Origin of the sequence: Gordonia oryzae (genome assembly GCF_003797185.1) — a bacterium.
Taxonomy (GTDB): domain Bacteria; phylum Actinomycetota; class Actinomycetes; order Mycobacteriales; family Mycobacteriaceae; genus Gordonia; species Gordonia oryzae.
This window is the reverse complement of record NZ_RKMH01000015.1, coordinates 23,019-39,036: the sequence shown is the minus strand read 5'-3', so window position 1 is coordinate 39,036 and position 16,018 is coordinate 23,019. Positions and strand designations below refer to the sequence as shown.

Below are 16,018 nucleotides of genomic sequence, written 5' to 3'. Positions count from 1 at the left end.
AGAGACGGAGTGCGCCCCCTTGCTTACTGTGCTGATCGCCCTGACCCTGGGCGCGATTGTGGCGCCCGGGATCATCCGCTGGATCGGCACCACGGGCTTTTACGTCGTCGCGCTCGCTCCGTTCGGCGGCCTGCTCTGGGTGCTGACGCACTGGCCGGAGTCCGACCGCACACCAGAGGTCCAGACGCTGCAGTGGGTGCCGTCGCTCCACATGAACATCGTGATGCGGATGGACTCGCTCGCGGCGATCCTGTCGGTGCTGATCCTCGGCGTCGGCACCCTGGTTCTGTGCTATTGCGCCCACTACTTCGACGACGCGCGACCACGCGTCGCGGTCTTCGGCGGCGAGATGGTCGCCTTCGCCGCAGCCATGTTCGGTCTCGTCACCAGCGACAACATGCTGGTCCTCTACATTTTCTGGGAGCTGACGACCGTTCTGTCGTTCATGCTCGTCGGCTTCTACCGCATCCGTGCGACCTCGCGGCGCTCGGCGACGCAGGCGCTGCTGGTGACCACGATGGGCGGGTTGGCCATGCTCGTCGGCATCATCATGCTCGGCGAACGAACCGGCAGCTACCTGCTCAGCGATCTGCTCGCCCACCCGCCGGCCGCGGGGGTCTACGTCGAGGTCGCAGTGGTGTTGCTGCTCGTCGGCGCGCTGAGCAAGTCGGCGATCGTGCCGTTCCACTTCTGGCTGCCCGGAGCGATGGCCGCCCCCACCCCGGTCAGCGCCTACCTGCACGCCGCTGCGATGGTCAAGGCCGGCATCTATCTCATCGGCCGTCTCGCACCGGCGTTCGCGCCACTGCCGAGCTGGCAGATCATGGTCATCGGGCTCGGCTCGTTCACCATGCTCCTCGGTGGCTGGCGCTCGATGCGTGAACTCGACCTCAAACTCGTGCTGGCCTTCGGCACCGTCTCCCAGCTCGGATTCATGGCGGTGCTGATGGGTATGGGCGACGCGAACGTGGCGATGGCCGGCTTGGCGATGCTGGTCGCACACGCCCTGTTCAAGGCTTCGTTGTTCATGGTGGTCGGCATCATCGACCACGCCACCGGAACCCGCGACATCCGCAAACTGGCCCGTCTCGGCCACCGACTGCCGGTCCTGGCGGCGATCGCCGCGGTGGCAGGGGCGAGCATGGCGGGGTTGCCGTTCACGCTCGGCTTTGTCGGCAAGGAGACCGCGTTCGGCACCGTCTGGGAGACCGGGTCGCTGCAACCGTGGCAGGCCGAGACCGTCGACATCGTGTTGCTCGTCGGCTCGGTGATCACCTTCGCCTACACGTGCCGCTTCCTCTGGGGCGCGTTCGGACGGAAGGTTCGCAGGCTGCCGACCCGGGCCGTCGCCAAGATGCATCCACCGTCGCCGACGTTCCTGCTGCCTCCGCTGCTGCTGGCCGTGCTGGGCGTCGTCGCCGGATTCTGGAGCGGATGGCTTGGCCACTGGTTCGAGCCGTACGCCGAGTCGCTGCCCGCCTACGGTCACGAGCTCGAGCACCTCGCGATGTGGCACGGTTTCGGGTTGCCGGTGGTGTTCTCGGTCATCGTCGTTCTCGGCGGTGCGGTGCTGTTCTTGATGGTGCGGCGTCTACGCGATGTGGTGTTCGGGTCGCGCCCGCTGATCAACGCCGACCACATCTACGACGCCACCCTGCGCGGCGCCGATACGCTCTCGCTGTTGCTGACCCGCAACACTCAGCGCGGTTCGCTGCCGGTGACCCAGGGCGTGATCTTGTCGACGATGATCGTCCTGCCCACCGCGATGCTGTTCGTCGGTAATCGGAACACCTTGGAGCCCAACGGTTTCGATTCGATGGCCCAAGCCGTCATCGCGGTGATCATGGCGGCGGCGGCGCTGGCGACGGTGGTCCTGCGCAACCGGCTGGCCGCAACCCTGGTGGTCGGGGTGACCGGTTACGGATGCGGCATGCTGTTCGCGCTGTACGGCGCCCCCGACCTCGCGCTCACCCAGTTCCTCGTCGAGACGCTGACGTTGGTGATCTTCGTGCTGGTGATTCGCAAACTACCCGCCGAGCCCGAACCGCGGCATGCGACCGGGTTCAAACCGCTACGGGCGGCGATCGGTCTCGCACTGGGTGTCTCGATCGTGGTCATCGGCATGTTCGCCGCCGCCGCGCGCTCGGCCCAGCCGGTCAGCATCTCTATCCCTGAGGTCGCCTACAAGTTCGGTCACGGCGCCAACGCCGTCAATGTGCTCCTCGTCGACACCCGCGCGTGGGACACCCTCGGCGAGGTGTCGGTACTGATCGTCGCGGCCACCGGCGTCGCGTCGTTGGTGTTCCGTAATCGCCGCTTCGGTGCAGCGCCGCGAGTGGCCGACGCCGCTCGGCACTTCGGCACCATCACCGATGACGACGACGATCCGATCCCGCCCGATCGCACGACGTGGTTGTTGGGCAGTGAGTTCCGCGACCCGCGGCATCGGTCGATGGTGCTCGAGGCGACGACTCGCCTCATCTTCCCGACGATGGTGGTGCTCTCGGTCTACTTCTTCTACGCGGGCCACAATTCGCCCGGCGGCGGCTTCGCCGGCGGCCTGACGATGGGTCTGGCTCTGGTGCTGCGGTACCTCGCGGGCGGACGCTATGAGCTCGGTGAGGCGCTACCGGTCGAGCCGGGTACGTTCCTCGGCGCCGGCCTACTCATCTCGGCCTCGACCGCAGTCACCTCGATGTTCCTCGGCGCCCCGGCCTTGTCGTCGGCGGTCTTCCAGATCACCGTTCCCGTCCTCGGCGACATCAAGTTCGTCACCGCGCTGTTCTTCGATCTCGGCATCTATCTGATCGTGATCGGCCTGGTGCTCGACGTGCTGCGCAGTCTCGGCGCGCGCCTCGACGTCGAGACCGGCGCGGGCTTCCCGAGCGGGCCACTGCGCCGCCAGGACGCCCGCGAGCGTTCGGGAGGTGCGGGCCGATGAGCGTCAACCTCGGCCTGCTCGTGGTCATCGCGATCATGATCGCCTGCGGTGCCTACCTGCTGATGGAACGCAGCCTGGTGCGAATGCTGCTGGGCCTGCTGGCCGCGGGCAACGGCGTCAACCTGCTGATCCTGGTGCTGGCCGGCGGCATGGGCAATCCGCCGATCATGGGCCGATCCTCCGAAGCCCGCCCGCACGACGCCGATCCACTCGCGCAGGCGATGGTTCTCACCGCGATCGTCATCACGATGGGTGTGGCCGCGTTCATCCTCGCCATGGTCTACCGGCTGTTCGTGCTCAACCGCGACGAGGACGTCGATGACGACACCGAGGACGTCAAGGTCGCCACCAGCTCGCTGCAGTCGGCACCGGACCGCGACCGCAGCGACGATCCGGTGACCGGCGCCGACACCAGTGCGGGTGACTTCTTCGACGACGAGGGCAACCCACTCACCGAGGAGGAGTACATCGCGCTGCACCGCGAACGAATCGAAACCGACCTGATGCCCGAGGACGCCGACGTCGTCGACGAACTCGCCGCCGACGGCGTCGACGTCATCGAGACCGGCGAAGCCCATGCGGAGCCGGGCGAAGGCGGTACCGGCATTTCCGAGGTCAACCGCAGTGATGACTCGGACGGGGGGCGTTCATGATCCCCCAGGTCTCGTGGTTCCCGGTGCTCATCACCCTGCCGACACTGACGCCGATGCTGGCGGCGGCACTCACGTTGCTGCGCGGGCGCAACCCGCTGTTCCAGCGGATCGTGACCGTCTCGGCGCTGATCGTGACACTCGTCGCATCGTGCATGATGCTCTACCTCACCAATGCGCACGGCACCTACTCACTGGCGATCGGCGGCTGGGACGACAAGGGGCATCCGAACGGACCGTTCGGGATCACGCTCGTCGTCGACCAGCTCGCGGGTTTGATGCTGGTGGTGGCGACGCTGGTCCTGCTGTGCGTCGTCGTCTACGCGATCGGCCAGGGTATCCGTGACGGCGCGTCCGAACAACCGGTGTCGGTGTTCCTGCCGACCTATCTGATCTTGTGTGCCGGTGTGTGCAATTCGTTCCTCGCCGGCGACCTGTTCAATCTGTTCGTCTCCTTCGAGGTGCTGCTCGCCGCGAGCTTCGTGTTGCTCACCCTCGGCGCCACCGGCGATCGTGTGCGGGCCGGCGCGTCGTACGTCATGGTGTCGATGGTGTCGTCGCTGATCTTCCTGGTGGGCATCGCCTTCGCCTATGCGACCACCGGCACGCTCAACCTCGCCGAGATGGCGATACGCCTCGATCACGTGCCCGACGGCACCCGTAATGCGCTGTATGCGGTGCTGCTCGTGGCCTTCGGGATCAAGGCCGCGGTGTTCCCGCTATCGGCATGGCTGCCCGACTCCTACCCCACCGCCCCGGCGCCGGTTACCGCGGTATTTGCCGGCCTGCTCACCAAGGTCGGTGTGTACGCGATCATGCGTACCCACACCCTGCTGTTCCCCGGCGGATCGATGGATCCGATCCTGCTCGTCGCCGGTCTGCTGACGATGATCGTCGGCATCCTCGGTGCGATCGCACAGTCCGACATCAAGCGACTGCTGTCGTTCACCCTCGTCAGTCACATCGGCTACATGGTGTTCGGTATCGCCCTGTCCTCCGAACTCGGGATGAGTGCCGCGATCTATTACGTCGCCCACCACATCCTCGTGCAGACGACACTGTTCCTCGTCGTCGGACTCATCGAACGGCAAGCGGGGTCGGCGTCGCTACGCCGGCTCGGCGGTCTGATCGCCAGCCCAGTGCTGGCCGCCCTCTTCCTGATCCCGGCGCTCAATCTCGGTGGCATTCCGCCATTCTCGGGCTTCCTGGGCAAGGTCGCCCTGATCGCGGCGGGCACCGAGAACGGGTCGGTACTCGCGTGGGTGCTCGTCGCCGGATCGGTCGTCACCAGCCTGCTCACCCTGTATGTCGTGGCACGTATCTGGACGAAGGGATTCTGGCGTCCGCGCGCCGATGCACCCGAGGGCGAACTCTCCGACAGCGCACCGTCGGCACTGATCGACGAGAGCGCCGACATCGCCTTCGACGACCGCGAGGACGTCGGCCGCATGCCGATCACGATGGTCGTCCCCACCGCACTGATGGTCGCCTCCGGGATCGCCCTGACCATCTGGGCGGGCCCGATCTTCGGGTTCACCGACCGCGCGGCGACCGACATCATGAACCGCGAGGTCTACATCGGATCGGTGCTCGGGAGTGGCCGATGAGTGAGAAGCAAGTGAAACGGCCAGGCGAGAACGGGTCCGATCGCATCGCCCCGGTCAAACCCGTCGGTAAGGGGCCGGTCAAGCGTTTGCTGATCAACACCGCGCGCTACTCGGTGTTGTTCTTCGCCTGGACGACGGTCAGTGCGTGGGTGTGGCTACACAACCGGCTGCGCATCCCGCGGTGGCTGGGCAACGACAGCCGCGAGGCCGCAGTACGCCTGTGGTCGATCGCGTGGCTCACGCTTGTGTGGGTGTTGTTGTGGGGCACCGTGTCGTGGGCCAACATCATCTCCGGCATCGTGTTGGCAGTGGCGATCGGGGTACTGCTGCCGTTGCCGCGGGTGCCCGTCGAGGGTCGGATCCACCCGCTGACGGTGCTCGCGTTGGTGGGTCGGCTCGTCGTCGATTTCTTCATCTCCAGCGCGCAGGTGGCGTGGGTGGCCGTCCGACCGGGCAAACCTCCGCTCGGCGCGGTGATGCGGGTGCGTGTCGCGATCAAATCCGACATGGTGCTGACGTTGGCCGTGGACTACCTGAACCTGGTACCAGGCACGATGGTGCTCGAGATCGATCACCGCCGTCGCATGCTCTACGTCCACGTCTTCGATGTCCGCTCGGACAAGAAGGTCCGGCAGTTCTACAAGCAGGTGTCCTTCGTGGAGCGGATGTTCATCAAGGCCTTCGAGCGCGACAGTGAATGGCATCCGAGCCCATATCACGGCATAGACGACGAGTACCACCACGTGCGACCCACCGACCGAGCGGGTGCCCAGGGTCTCGGCGACGGAGGCAGCCGATGACCGTCATGTGGTTCTTCATCGCGATCGCGCTACTCATCTCCGCGGTGCTGGTGATGGCACGAATCCTGTTGGGGCCCACCACCCTCGACCGCCTGGTCGCGCTGGACGCACTGATCGCCCTGTGCATGTGCGGACTGGCGGCCTGGACGGCCTACAGCGGCGACACAACGGTGGTGCCGGGCATCGTGGCACTGTCGTTGGTGAGCTTCGTCGGGTCGGTGGCCATCGCCCGATTCCGTGTTCGGGATGATCAGGCATGATCGCAGACATCGTCAGTGCCGTCTTCCTGACCATCGGAACGCTCATGGCGGTCACCGCCGCGATCGGCATCCTGCGCTTCCCCGACACGCTCTCGCGCATGCATTCGGCGACCAAACCCCAGACGCTGGGGCTGCTGATGATGCTGATCGGTGCGATGGTCAGCATCGGCGGCACACACGTCGACATGGGCATGCTGGTCCTGGCCGGGCTGTTCGCGCTCATCACCGCACCGGTGGTCGCCCACCGTATCGGCCGGCTGGTCTATCAGGAGCAACGCGCCCAGGACGGGCTGATGTCGCGGGACCAGATGGAGCGAGGCGACCGGGATTAGCAGTGAGGTGACCTCACCACGGGTGGGTGGTCACCGCGCACGCGGGCACCGGACCCCAGTCGGCCGCGCCGAACACGCCGGCATGAGTAGCCCTCACTCCAGCTCGGACACGACCGAAGCCACCACCTCACGCATGTCATGGGTCTGCGAGTACACGGCCTGCTGCCGCTGATAACTGTTGCCACGCTCCACGATTGCGGCGACCTGCGCGAGTTCGTCGAGACATCGCAAGTCGGCGGCGACCGGCTCGAGCCGGAGCAGCAGGCCGGCGAGATCGTCGGTCACCAGCCGCTCATTGCACTGTGAGTCCAGGACGACGATCGCATCGAGGCCGTAACGTGCTGCGCGCCACTTGTTTTCCTGCACCAGCCAGGGAGCCATCTGTGGGAGTTCCTCGCCCGCCGACAGCCGGCGGTCGAGATCGACGACGAGACAATGGATCAGCGCGACCATAGCGGAGAGTTCGGCGAGGTTGGTCGTCCCGTCGCACACCCGCACCTCGATGGTGCCCAGGTGCGGTGACGGCCGGATGTCCCAGCGAATCTCGTTGATGTGATCGATGATCCCAGTCGTCTTCTGGTCGGCGACGAACGCCTCGAACTGACTCCACTTCTCGAACTGGAAGGGCAGCCCGGCGGTCGGCAACTGCTGGAACATCATCGCGCGGTTGCTGGCATAGCCGGTATCCTGGCCCGCCCACATCGGTGACGATGCTGACAGCGCGAGCAGATGCGGGTAGTAGTTGAGAAGCGACGACACGATGGGCAACACCTTGTCGCGGTGGTCGATACCGACATGCACGTGTACGCCCCAGATGAGCATCTGCCTGCCCCACCACTGGGTGCGCTCGATCAGTTCGGCGTATCGATGGCCCTCGGTGAGCAACTGCGTTGACCACTCGGCGAACGGATGAGTCCCTGCGCCGTACAGATCGACGCCGAGTTCGTCGACCACGCCACGCACCGCGTGCAACGTGTGTGAGAGGTCGGCCACCGCCTCAGAAGTGGTGTTGCAAATGCCGGTGACGAGCTCGACGGTGTTGCGCAGCAGTTCCTTGTGCACCTTGCCGGCGAGCCCCGGATGCCGTACGCCGACCTCGGTGAACAGATCCGCCGCCGTGTTGGACAGATCACCGGTGACCTTGTCGGTCAGCGCGAACTCCCATTCCACCCCGAGTGTCGGGGTAGGCGAACCACGGAACCCGATGAGGGTGTTGGCCGGCATCAGTTCAGTCTCGGGGCGCCAGGGAGAGGCGGCAGGCCTACTGCGCCGCCGAGATCTGACCGCACGCCAGACGCGCTCCTCCGTCACCGGTGCTCATCGTGTCCTCGTCCGGGCCGGGCTGGCCGTTGGAGGTGTACCGAGTGGGGATGTTGGCGAAGTTGTCGGCGTTCTCGTGAATGATGATCGTCTTGTTGGCGATCTGCGACAGATCCACCGCCGACGTCGAGGTCGTCGTGGAACCCGATCCGTCGGACAGGATGTTGATCGACACCAGGTCGCCACTCGACGGGTGACCGGTGTGGCCGTCGACCTGCAGGTGTCCGCCCGCCGAGACGAACTTGTCGGCGGTGTTGCAGGCGCTGCCGGAGTGGATGTGCATCGCGTGGAATCCGGCAGGGATACCGCTGCCGGCCTTGACGGTCACGGTGACACCGAGCGCGGAGCCGTTGGGCCGGAAGATGGCCTCACCGATATTCTTGCCGTCGGTGTTGATCAGCGAGGCGGCTTCGGTCTCACCACCTCCGGCTGGGATGTTGTCGGCGTCCACGAGACCGCCCTGAGGCGCTTGGTTACCGGTCTGGACCGCGGGGGTGGTCCCCTTCTCGCTGGTTGTCGGCTCGTCGGGAGTACATGCCGCCAAGGCCAACCCGACGGCACCCGCCGACGCGAGCACCGCGAGGGCACGCATGGTCGCAGAGCCTGCTTTCGAATTGACGGTCATCTCGCTCCTCGAGTGATGTGTGATGGAACACCGGAACTCATGCCGGTGGCAGTGACGTGGGCCTCGGCACTGAAGTATGCGGGATCGGCGGTGCGAGTGCCCGATCGGGGGTGCGCTGAATTCCCGGCCGGGGTGTGCCGGGTCATCGCTGCACCGCGACGACGGCGATACCGCCGACGCACCTGCTGAACGGGTTCCCCAGGCTCGCGCGGGAGTCGACGGTGTAATCGTTGTCGAGTGCCTGGGCGATCTTGTCGGCCTCATCCTTCTGTGCCGACGAGGAGTACACAATGGTGTTCTGCGAGAAGCCGCCGTCGTAGTTGCTCTGGGCGTTGATGCCGATCGTGGTGAAGCCCTTGCCCTTGAGTTCTTCGTCGACCTCGGTCGCCAGCCCGGTGACGGTGCCCGCGTTGATCACGCAGATCCGGGCGTTGCCGGCCGCCGAGGAAGAGGTGCTCGCCGGGGCGCTCGTGGTGCTCGGCACACTGGACTGGGCGGCCTGCAACTGGGCTTCGGGATTGTTGCCGGACGTCGCCGCGTGATGCCACCCCAGGGCCACGAACACGATGGCGACCGCAAAGAGCACCATGGCCCCGGCCCGCAGTGGGAGGCGGTTCGACTCGCGATCAGCATTCATCACCGACGACCTTAACGCACATCGACCGGCACACCCGCGACGCTGCCGACGCCGCTAGGTGATCTCGAACCCGAGGCGGCGCGCCGCGCGTGCCTTCTGCCGGGATGCCCGCAGCCGGCGCAGCCGCTTGACCAACATCGGGTCGGCGGCCAGCGCCTCGGGACGATCCACCAGGGCGTTGAGGATCTGGTAGTAGCGGGTCGCCGACAGTCCGAACAGCTCCTTGATCGCTTCTTCCTTGGCCCCCGCGTACTTCCACCACTGCCGTTCGAAGGCGAGGATGTCGTGTTCGCGGCGCGACAGACCGTCGGGTCCGACCGCATGGGGGTCGACCGCCTGCGCACCATCGTCGGGAGTGGTCACCGAATCCGGCCGAGCACTCTGCTGTCCCTGGTTACGCGCTGCTGCGCCGTCCATCTCGCTCCCTCAAAGATCTCGCTGCAACACCTCACACCGCGCACTTTCCGACGGCCGGCCATCGAGAATCACAGCGGTGTGGTTCGTGAATATCTAACCACGCACGGCACCGGCCGAGGCGGTGTGACTCGCGGGGGAAGCCGGCCCGACTCACCCCGTGCCCGAACCGCGCCGAGTCGGGGCCCGCAGTCACCGGCGGTCGTCGAATATTCGCGCACAGTAATCTGTCCCGCATGGCAATCCTCCCGATCTGCATTGTCGGCGAACCGGTCCTGCATCGCGCGACCGGACCCGTCGAACTCGACGCGCAGGGACGACCCTCGGCGGAGATCGTCACCCTGCTCGATGACATGTACGAGACGATGGACGCCGCCAACGGTGTCGGCCTGGCCGCCAACCAGGTCGGGGTCGGCACGCGGATGTTCGTCTATGACTGCCCTGACGGCGAGTCCCGGCTGTCCACGACGCGACGTCGCGGCGAGGTCATCAACCCCGTGCTGGAGACCTCGGAGATCCCCGAGACCATGCCCGACCCCGACGACAACGACGAAGGCTGTCTGTCGGTGCCCGGCGAGCAGTTCCCGACCGGGCGGGCCGACTGGGCTCGGGTCACCGGAGTCGACCGCACGGGTGCCGAGGTCGTCCTCGAGGGCCGCGGATTCTTCGCACGGATGCTGCAGCACGAGGTCGGTCATCTCGACGGCTTCCTCTATGTCGACGTCTTGGTCGGCCGCAACGCCCGCGCCGCCAAAAAAGCCATCAAACGCAATGGCTGGGGCGTGCCCGGACTCACCTGGGTGCCCGGCGACCAGGCCGACCCCTTCGGCCACGACGACGATTGATTCCGGCGATGGCGTTGGGCGACGGCGAGTCTGACCTCGGCGCATACCGAGGCGACCGCGTCGTGGTGCGCTACCTGTTGGGCGAGGCAACGCCCGCCGATTGGCGCGACTCCCCCAACCCGGCTCCGGCACGCTCGGGCGGTCCCGCCCAATCGGACGTGACCGGGTTTCTCCTCGACGACGGGGACCCCGTTCGACTAGACCGGAACGGCACCGTCGAAGAGATTCCGCGCACGGCAATCACCTCGCTGCGCGTAATATCGGCGGTTCCTTTGCGCAACAGTGAGATTCGCGCCCTCGAGTACGCCGCGGCCGCAGCCTGGCCGGGCACCGAGCAGGCGTGGATCGACGGCTGGTTGGTACGGGCCGGAGCCGGAATCTCCCGGCGTGCCAATTCGGCCATCGCCCTGGACCGTTCAGCGCGCCTCGACCCGGCCACCCGATCGGCCATCGAATCCTGGTATGCCGCTCGCGATCTACCGACACTGATCGCAACACCCGAACGACTGGTGTCACCGGGGATCGACGGCGTGCCCGCGTCGGCGGTCATCCACGTATTGACCGCCGGGCCCATCCCCGATCACTCGGTGTCCGATCGCCCATGCCCCGAACACCTGGACCTCGTCCTGCGCCCCACCCCCACCCCCAACTGGCTCCGGGCCTATCTCGGCCCCGACACCGACATCACGGCGGCCACAGCGGTAGTGGGCGCCACCCTCGACGACGCGCCGGTGACCTTTGCCGCCATTGAAGATGCGGGCCGCCCGATCGCCATCGGGCGCGGCGCGGTCACCGAATCACCCGACGGATCCCGCATGCTCGGCCTGACGGCGCTGTGGACCGACCCGGCACGTCGCCGCCAACATCTGGGCGATTCCATACTCACACGATTGCGGCTGTGGGGTGCCGAGAACGGGGCCGGGCGCACGTACCTGCAAGTCGAGTCCGGCAACCGGATCGCCGGCACGTGGTATCGCGCTCGCGGTTTCGCCTTGCACCACCGCTACCGCTACATCAAGCCACGGACGTCGTCGTGACCGGCAGGTCGAGGGGGCGCGGCACGGCCACCCCGAGTCCCGCGCGGCGGCGGCAGGCGATGATCTCCGCTGCGGCACTGGTGGTGATCGGCGTCGTCGTGGTCATGACATGGGTGATCGACAACTCTCACGACGTCACCTCGCCATCGGGAGTCTCGCCATCGGGAGTCTCGCCATCGGGAGCCTCGCCATCGAGGGGCTCGTCATCGAGGGTCTCGTCCACCTCCGCCCCGGCGACAACCCGGGTTCCCGCCCGGGTGCGCCAGACCCTGGCGCTCATCGATGCGGGCACATGGCCTGCGGCGGCCAATGCGCCGGGCACCCGCGGCGGAATCGCGTTTCGCAACAACGAGGGTCGGCTACCGTCGGCCACATCAACCGGAACGGCGATCACATACCGCGAATGGGACGTCAACCCGAAGGAGCCGGGCCGGTCCCGCGACGCGGAGCGCATCGTCACCGGCAGCGACGGTTCGGCATGGTACACCGACGACCACTACCAGACCTTCGTACTCATCAGGGGGCCGACTTCGTGAACGCGCACAAATCATGACAGGCCAACACGTGTCGCTGCGAGAGTTTCTGATCGGCGCCGCCGGGCGTGGACCGGCAGTGGGGTTGATCGCGCGCCCCGCTGACGTGACCACCGATGACGTGCCACGACCGGCCGGCCTTCGGGTGCGGGTGATCGACGGCACCCGACTGGCCACTCGCCCCGATGTTTTCGACGAGTTCGCTCGAAGTTGGCGATTCCCTGACCATTTCGGGCACAACGCCGATGCCTTCGACGACTGCATGCGCGACCTCGATCAGCCCGCGGGAATCACCGGATTCCTCAGCGTGCTCACCGACGCCCAGCATGTGCTGCCGCGCGCCGACGACACATTCACCTGGTTCACGCGCTCACTGGTGTTCTACCGCGATCACTACCGCGACATCGCCGATCCCCCGGCCACATTCGCCGTGTTGCTCTCGACGCCGATGGCCGCACGCCGGACCACCCTCGCGCGATGGCGGGCCACCGGCATCACCGTCGCGTCGGTGATCCCGGACAGCTGAGGCTGCTCCACCTGCTGCTCTCTGTCGCTCCGCCGAGCGGGCCAACGACGGACGCACCCGCCGAGGACCTAGACGGTGACGTCGGGTGACGGCTTGTTGTGACCGGTGATCCGCACCTGACTCATCACCGACGCCGCGACGGTCTTCACCGAAGTGAGGTTGCGGCACCCGGTAAGCCTGACGAGGTCGGTCCGCGAGACGTCGGACCGGGTTGCCTTCACCAGTGAGGGGCAGCGGCTCACACCGGCACCATCGGCACGATGCCGGGATGGCCGTCGAGGAACTGTTTGGTGAATGTGCACACCGGGCGTACTCGGGCGTTTTGATCCCGGATGAATGCCAGGGCCCCGCGGGTGAGCCGCGTGCCGAGACCGTGGCCGGTGTACTCGTCGTACAAAACAGTGTGCAGCACGGTCACCGTGCGCCGACCATCCTCCTCCTCGATTGAGTAGCCCAGGACGCCGACGAGATCCCCCGCAACCCAGAGCTCGAATCGCTCCCGGTCCGGGTTGTGTACGACCTGGGAAATCTGCTGCAGAATCGATTGCGCCGACTGCGGCGGGCGATGACTGTGTTTGCGATTCGTGGTGTTCATAACCCCTCGTCACGTCGCGGTGATACGACAACGACATTCGAGTCGTCGGCCAGATCCATCTCTGTGATCCGGATCACACCCTACCCTACGGTTACGTAAGCGCAAGGCGTCGCGAGGAATCAACCTCCGCTCACTCCGAGTTCGAAGGTGACAACCCTGCGGGGGTTCCGGCGCCCGAGCATCCGGGTATTGTGTCGTGTGCGCGCGTCATCGCGCACAGCTCACACAACTTCACCACGCGGGGGCTCCCACGATCCGGAGGCTGAGAGGGCGACTGGCGGTCGCCGACCGCCCGAACCTGTCCGGGTAATGCCGGCGTAGGGAGAACGCTCATGGGCACACACGTACCCAACACCGAGGCCGTCGACAACAACATCCTCACCACCGGCCCGATTCAGGGCAGCAGCAAGCACCACCTCGAGGTCGACGAATTGCGGATTCCGCAGCGACGCATCACCCTCACCAACGGCGAACACCTCGACGTGTACGACACGTCGGGGCCCTATACCGACCCACGGGAGAGGATCGACGTCGCCAACGGCCTCACCCGGACTCGTGACCTGTGGCGGCGGCCCGCCCCGATCGACGGCGTGGCAACCCAATTAGCCTGGGCCCGAGCGGGTCTGGTGACTCCGGAAATGCGGTTCATCGCGGCGCGCGAGAACGTGGAAGTGGAGGTGGTGCGTCGCGAGGTGGCCGCCGGACGGGCGGTGATCCCCGCCAATCATCGTCATCCGGAATCCGAACCGATGATCATCGGCAAGGCGTTCGCGGTGAAAGTCAATGCCAACATCGGCAATTCGGCCGTCACCAGCTCGATCGCCGAGGAGGTCGAGAAGATGGTGTGGGCCACCCGCTGGGGCGCCGACACCATCATGGACCTCTCCACCGGCTCCGACATCCACATGACCCGCGAATGGATCCTGCGCAATTCGCCCGTGCCGGTCGGCACGGTACCCATCTACCAGGCACTCGAGAAGGCCCAGGGTGACCCGATCAAGTTGACCTGGGAGATCTACCGCGACACCGTGATCGAGCAGGCCGAGCAGGGTGTCGACTACATGACCGTACATGCCGGGGTGTTGCTGCGTTACGTCCCGCTAACCGCACGCCGGGTCACCGGCATCGTCTCGCGCGGCGGGTCGATCATGGCCGCCTGGTGCCTGGCGCATCACGAGGAATCATTTCTCTACACACATTTCGACGAGCTGTGCGACATCTTCGCCTGTTACGACATCACCGTCTCCCTCGGCGACGGTCTACGGCCCGGGTCGATCGCCGACGCCAACGACGAGGCACAGTTCGCCGAGTTGCGCACCCTCGGCGAACTCACCACCAAGGCGAAATCTCAGGGTGTGCAGGTGATGATCGAGGGTCCGGGCCACGTGCCGATGCACAAGATCGCCGAGAACGTGCGCCTTGAGGAAGAACTCTGCTCCGAGGCGCCGTTCTACACCCTGGGCCCCCTGGCCACCGACATCGCACCCGCGTACGACCACATCACCTCGGCGATCGGCGCGGCGATGATCGCACAGGCCGGTACCGCGATGCTCTGTTATGTGACACCCAAGGAGCATCTGGGGCTGCCCGATCGTGACGACGTCAAGGTCGGTGTGATCACCTACAAGATCGCCGCACACTCCGCCGACCTCGCCAAGGGGCATCCCCGCGCGCAGGAACGCGACGATGCCTTGTCCAAGGCGCGCTTCGAGTTCCGGTGGACCGATCAGTTCAACCTCGCCCTCGACCCGGACACCGCTCGCAAGTACCACGACCAAACCCTGCCCGCCGAGCCGGCCAAGACCGCCCACTTCTGCTCGATGTGCGGTCCCAAGTTCTGCTCGATGCGCATCTCCGCCGACGTCCGCGCCTATGCCGAGGAGAACAATCTGGTGACCGCCGCGGACATCGACCGCAGGATCGCCGAGGAGATGGCCGCCAAGTCGGCCGAGTTCGCCGACGCGGGTGGCCGGATCTACCTGCCGATCGACGCCGGGAGTTCTACGTGACCGACGTACCCCTGTTGCCCACCGCCGCACCGGGATCGACACCCGTGCGAGTGCTCACGATTGCCGGGTCGGATTCCGGTGGTGGTGCGGGTATTCAGGCCGACCTGCGCACCTTCGCCCTGTTGGGGCTGCACGGATGCGTCGCGGTGACCGCGGTGACCGTGCAGAACTCACTGGGCGTCAGTGGTTTTCAGGAAATCACTCCGGATGTGGTGGCCGCGCAGATCGATTCGGTGGTCTCCGACATCGGCGTGGGCGCGACCAAGTCCGGGATGCTCGCCTCGGCGCCGATCATCGCCGCCGTCGCGGACGCGTGCGCCGATGTCGGCATCGGCCGCGACGGTGCCACCCCTTTCGTCCTCGACCCGGTGTGTGCGTCGATGCACGGCGATCCACTGCTGGCCGGCGAAGCTCTGGAGGAGTTACGTGCCACGCTCTTTCCGCTGGCCACCATCGTCACCCCGAACCTCGACGAGGTGCGGCTGATCACCGGCATCGAGGTGGTCGACGAGTCGACCCAGCGCGATGCCGCGCGGGCACTGCACGATCTGGGGCCGCAGTGGGCCCTGGTGAAGGGTGGTCATCTCCGGTCGAGCGATCAAAGCCCCGATCTACTGTTCGACGGTGCGGAGTTCCACGAGTTCACGCACGCGCGTATCGACACCGGCCACGACCACGGAGCCGGTGACACATTGGCCGCAGCCACCGCATCGGCGCTTGCCCACGGCCGTTCGGTGCCCGAGGCGGTGGCCTTCGCCAAGCGCTGGGTGACACGCGGACTCGAGGCCGCCTACCCACTTGGCGCCGGCCACGGCCCGGTGAACCCGCTTTGGCGGGTGCGGATCACCCCGGAGGCGCCAGCGAGGTGATCGCCGGAGGGCGGGTGC

At 66.4% G+C, this 16,018-nt stretch carries 18 protein-coding genes; 12 read left to right on the top strand and 6 right to left on the bottom strand.

Going from position 1 to position 16,018, the window contains the following annotated elements; all coding sequences use genetic code 11:
* Positions 1-19: 19 nt before the first annotated feature.
* The 6 genes from EF294_RS17600 to mnhG are packed head-to-tail and all read left to right on the top strand — an operon-like array spanning position 20 to position 6,590.
* Entirely contained in the window at positions 20-2,941 is a 2,922-nt protein-coding gene (locus EF294_RS17600) for a Na+/H+ antiporter subunit A (RefSeq protein ID WP_123932267.1), read from the top strand.
* Positions 2,938-3,594, top strand: coding sequence for a Na(+)/H(+) antiporter subunit C (locus tag EF294_RS17595; RefSeq protein ID WP_123932266.1), 657 nt, complete (start codon positions 2,938-2,940; stop codon positions 3,592-3,594). Before EF294_RS17600 ends, EF294_RS17595 begins: the two co-directional genes overlap by 4 nt.
* Positions 3,591-5,198 carry a Na+/H+ antiporter subunit D gene (locus EF294_RS17590; RefSeq protein ID WP_123932265.1) on the top strand — a complete coding sequence of 536 codons (1,608 nt, stop codon included), beginning with the start codon at positions 3,591-3,593 and terminating at the stop codon, positions 5,196-5,198. The genes EF294_RS17595 and EF294_RS17590 overlap by 4 nt, the downstream gene beginning before the upstream one ends.
* Positions 5,195-5,998 (top strand): Na+/H+ antiporter subunit E, encoded by an 804-nt coding sequence (locus tag EF294_RS17585; RefSeq protein WP_123932264.1) that lies wholly within the window; start codon positions 5,195-5,197, stop codon positions 5,996-5,998. The genes EF294_RS17590 and EF294_RS17585 overlap by 4 nt, the downstream gene beginning before the upstream one ends.
* On the top strand, positions 5,995-6,258 hold the full coding sequence (locus EF294_RS17580; RefSeq protein WP_006372426.1) for a monovalent cation/H+ antiporter complex subunit F: 264 nt from the start codon (positions 5,995-5,997) through the stop codon (positions 6,256-6,258). Before EF294_RS17585 ends, EF294_RS17580 begins: the two co-directional genes overlap by 4 nt.
* Positions 6,255-6,590, top strand: coding sequence for a monovalent cation/H(+) antiporter subunit G (mnhG, locus tag EF294_RS17575; protein ID WP_123932263.1), 336 nt, complete (start codon positions 6,255-6,257; stop codon positions 6,588-6,590). The genes EF294_RS17580 and mnhG overlap by 4 nt, the downstream gene beginning before the upstream one ends.
* 93 nt (positions 6,591-6,683) lie before the next feature.
* On the opposite strand, the gene EF294_RS17570 is transcribed toward mnhG, so the two are convergent.
* The 4 genes from EF294_RS17570 to napA all read right to left on the bottom strand — a co-directional run bounded on the left by EF294_RS17570 (position 6,684) and on the right by napA (position 9,589).
* Complete coding sequence (locus tag EF294_RS17570) at positions 6,684-7,814, bottom strand: glutamate--cysteine ligase (protein ID WP_123932262.1); 1,131 nt, start codon at positions 7,812-7,814, stop codon at positions 6,684-6,686.
* Between the two features lie 37 nt (positions 7,815-7,851).
* Positions 7,852-8,535 (bottom strand): superoxide dismutase family protein, encoded by a 684-nt coding sequence (locus EF294_RS17565; protein ID WP_123932261.1) that lies wholly within the window; start codon positions 8,533-8,535, stop codon positions 7,852-7,854.
* Positions 8,536-8,677: 142 nt separating this feature from the next.
* A complete protein-coding gene (locus EF294_RS17560) occupies positions 8,678-9,172 on the bottom strand; it encodes a LytR C-terminal domain-containing protein (protein ID WP_123932260.1) in 495 nt (164 codons plus the stop codon).
* Between the two features lie 54 nt (positions 9,173-9,226).
* Positions 9,227-9,589 carry a nucleoid-associated protein NapA gene (gene napA, locus EF294_RS17555; protein ID WP_123932259.1) on the bottom strand — a complete coding sequence of 121 codons (363 nt, stop codon included), beginning with the start codon at positions 9,587-9,589 and terminating at the stop codon, positions 9,227-9,229.
* 233 nt (positions 9,590-9,822) lie between these two features.
* Between napA and EF294_RS17550 the strand changes: the two genes are divergently transcribed.
* Genes EF294_RS17550 through EF294_RS17535 form a run of 4 tightly spaced genes read left to right on the top strand, consistent with a single transcriptional unit; the run spans position 9,823 to position 12,527 of the window.
* Complete coding sequence (locus tag EF294_RS17550) at positions 9,823-10,431, top strand: peptide deformylase (protein WP_123932258.1); 609 nt, start codon at positions 9,823-9,825, stop codon at positions 10,429-10,431.
* Positions 10,432-10,439: 8 nt separating this feature from the next.
* Positions 10,440-11,468, top strand: a complete 1,029-nt coding sequence (locus EF294_RS17545) for an N-acetylglutamate synthase, CG3035 family (protein WP_123932257.1) — start codon at positions 10,440-10,442, stop codon at positions 11,466-11,468.
* On the top strand, positions 11,465-12,004 hold the full coding sequence (locus EF294_RS17540; RefSeq protein WP_123932256.1) for a guanyl-specific ribonuclease: 540 nt from the start codon (positions 11,465-11,467) through the stop codon (positions 12,002-12,004). Before EF294_RS17545 ends, EF294_RS17540 begins: the two co-directional genes overlap by 4 nt.
* A 13-nt stretch (positions 12,005-12,017) precedes the next feature.
* Entirely contained in the window at positions 12,018-12,527 is a 510-nt protein-coding gene (locus EF294_RS17535) for a barstar family protein (protein ID WP_123932255.1), read from the top strand.
* Between the two features lie 68 nt (positions 12,528-12,595).
* Here the strand turns inward: EF294_RS17535 and EF294_RS21550 are convergent, their stop codons facing one another.
* Both EF294_RS21550 and EF294_RS17530 read right to left on the bottom strand, forming a co-directional pair.
* On the bottom strand, positions 12,596-12,769 hold the full coding sequence (locus tag EF294_RS21550) for a hypothetical protein (RefSeq protein ID WP_185091141.1): 174 nt from the start codon (positions 12,767-12,769) through the stop codon (positions 12,596-12,598).
* Positions 12,766-13,122, bottom strand: a complete 357-nt coding sequence (locus EF294_RS17530) for a GNAT family N-acetyltransferase (protein WP_123932254.1) — start codon at positions 13,120-13,122, stop codon at positions 12,766-12,768. Before EF294_RS17530 ends, EF294_RS21550 begins: the two co-directional genes overlap by 4 nt.
* A gap of 332 nt (positions 13,123-13,454) precedes the next feature.
* Between EF294_RS17530 and thiC the strand changes: the two genes are divergently transcribed.
* Together thiC and thiD are read left to right on the top strand one after the other, a co-directional pair.
* Positions 13,455-15,131, top strand: coding sequence for a phosphomethylpyrimidine synthase ThiC (thiC, locus tag EF294_RS17525; protein WP_123932253.1), 1,677 nt, complete (start codon positions 13,455-13,457; stop codon positions 15,129-15,131).
* On the top strand, positions 15,128-16,000 hold the full coding sequence (gene thiD, locus EF294_RS17520; protein ID WP_123932252.1) for a bifunctional hydroxymethylpyrimidine kinase/phosphomethylpyrimidine kinase: 873 nt from the start codon (positions 15,128-15,130) through the stop codon (positions 15,998-16,000). Before thiC ends, thiD begins: the two co-directional genes overlap by 4 nt.
* Positions 16,001-16,018: the final 18 nt, after the last annotated feature.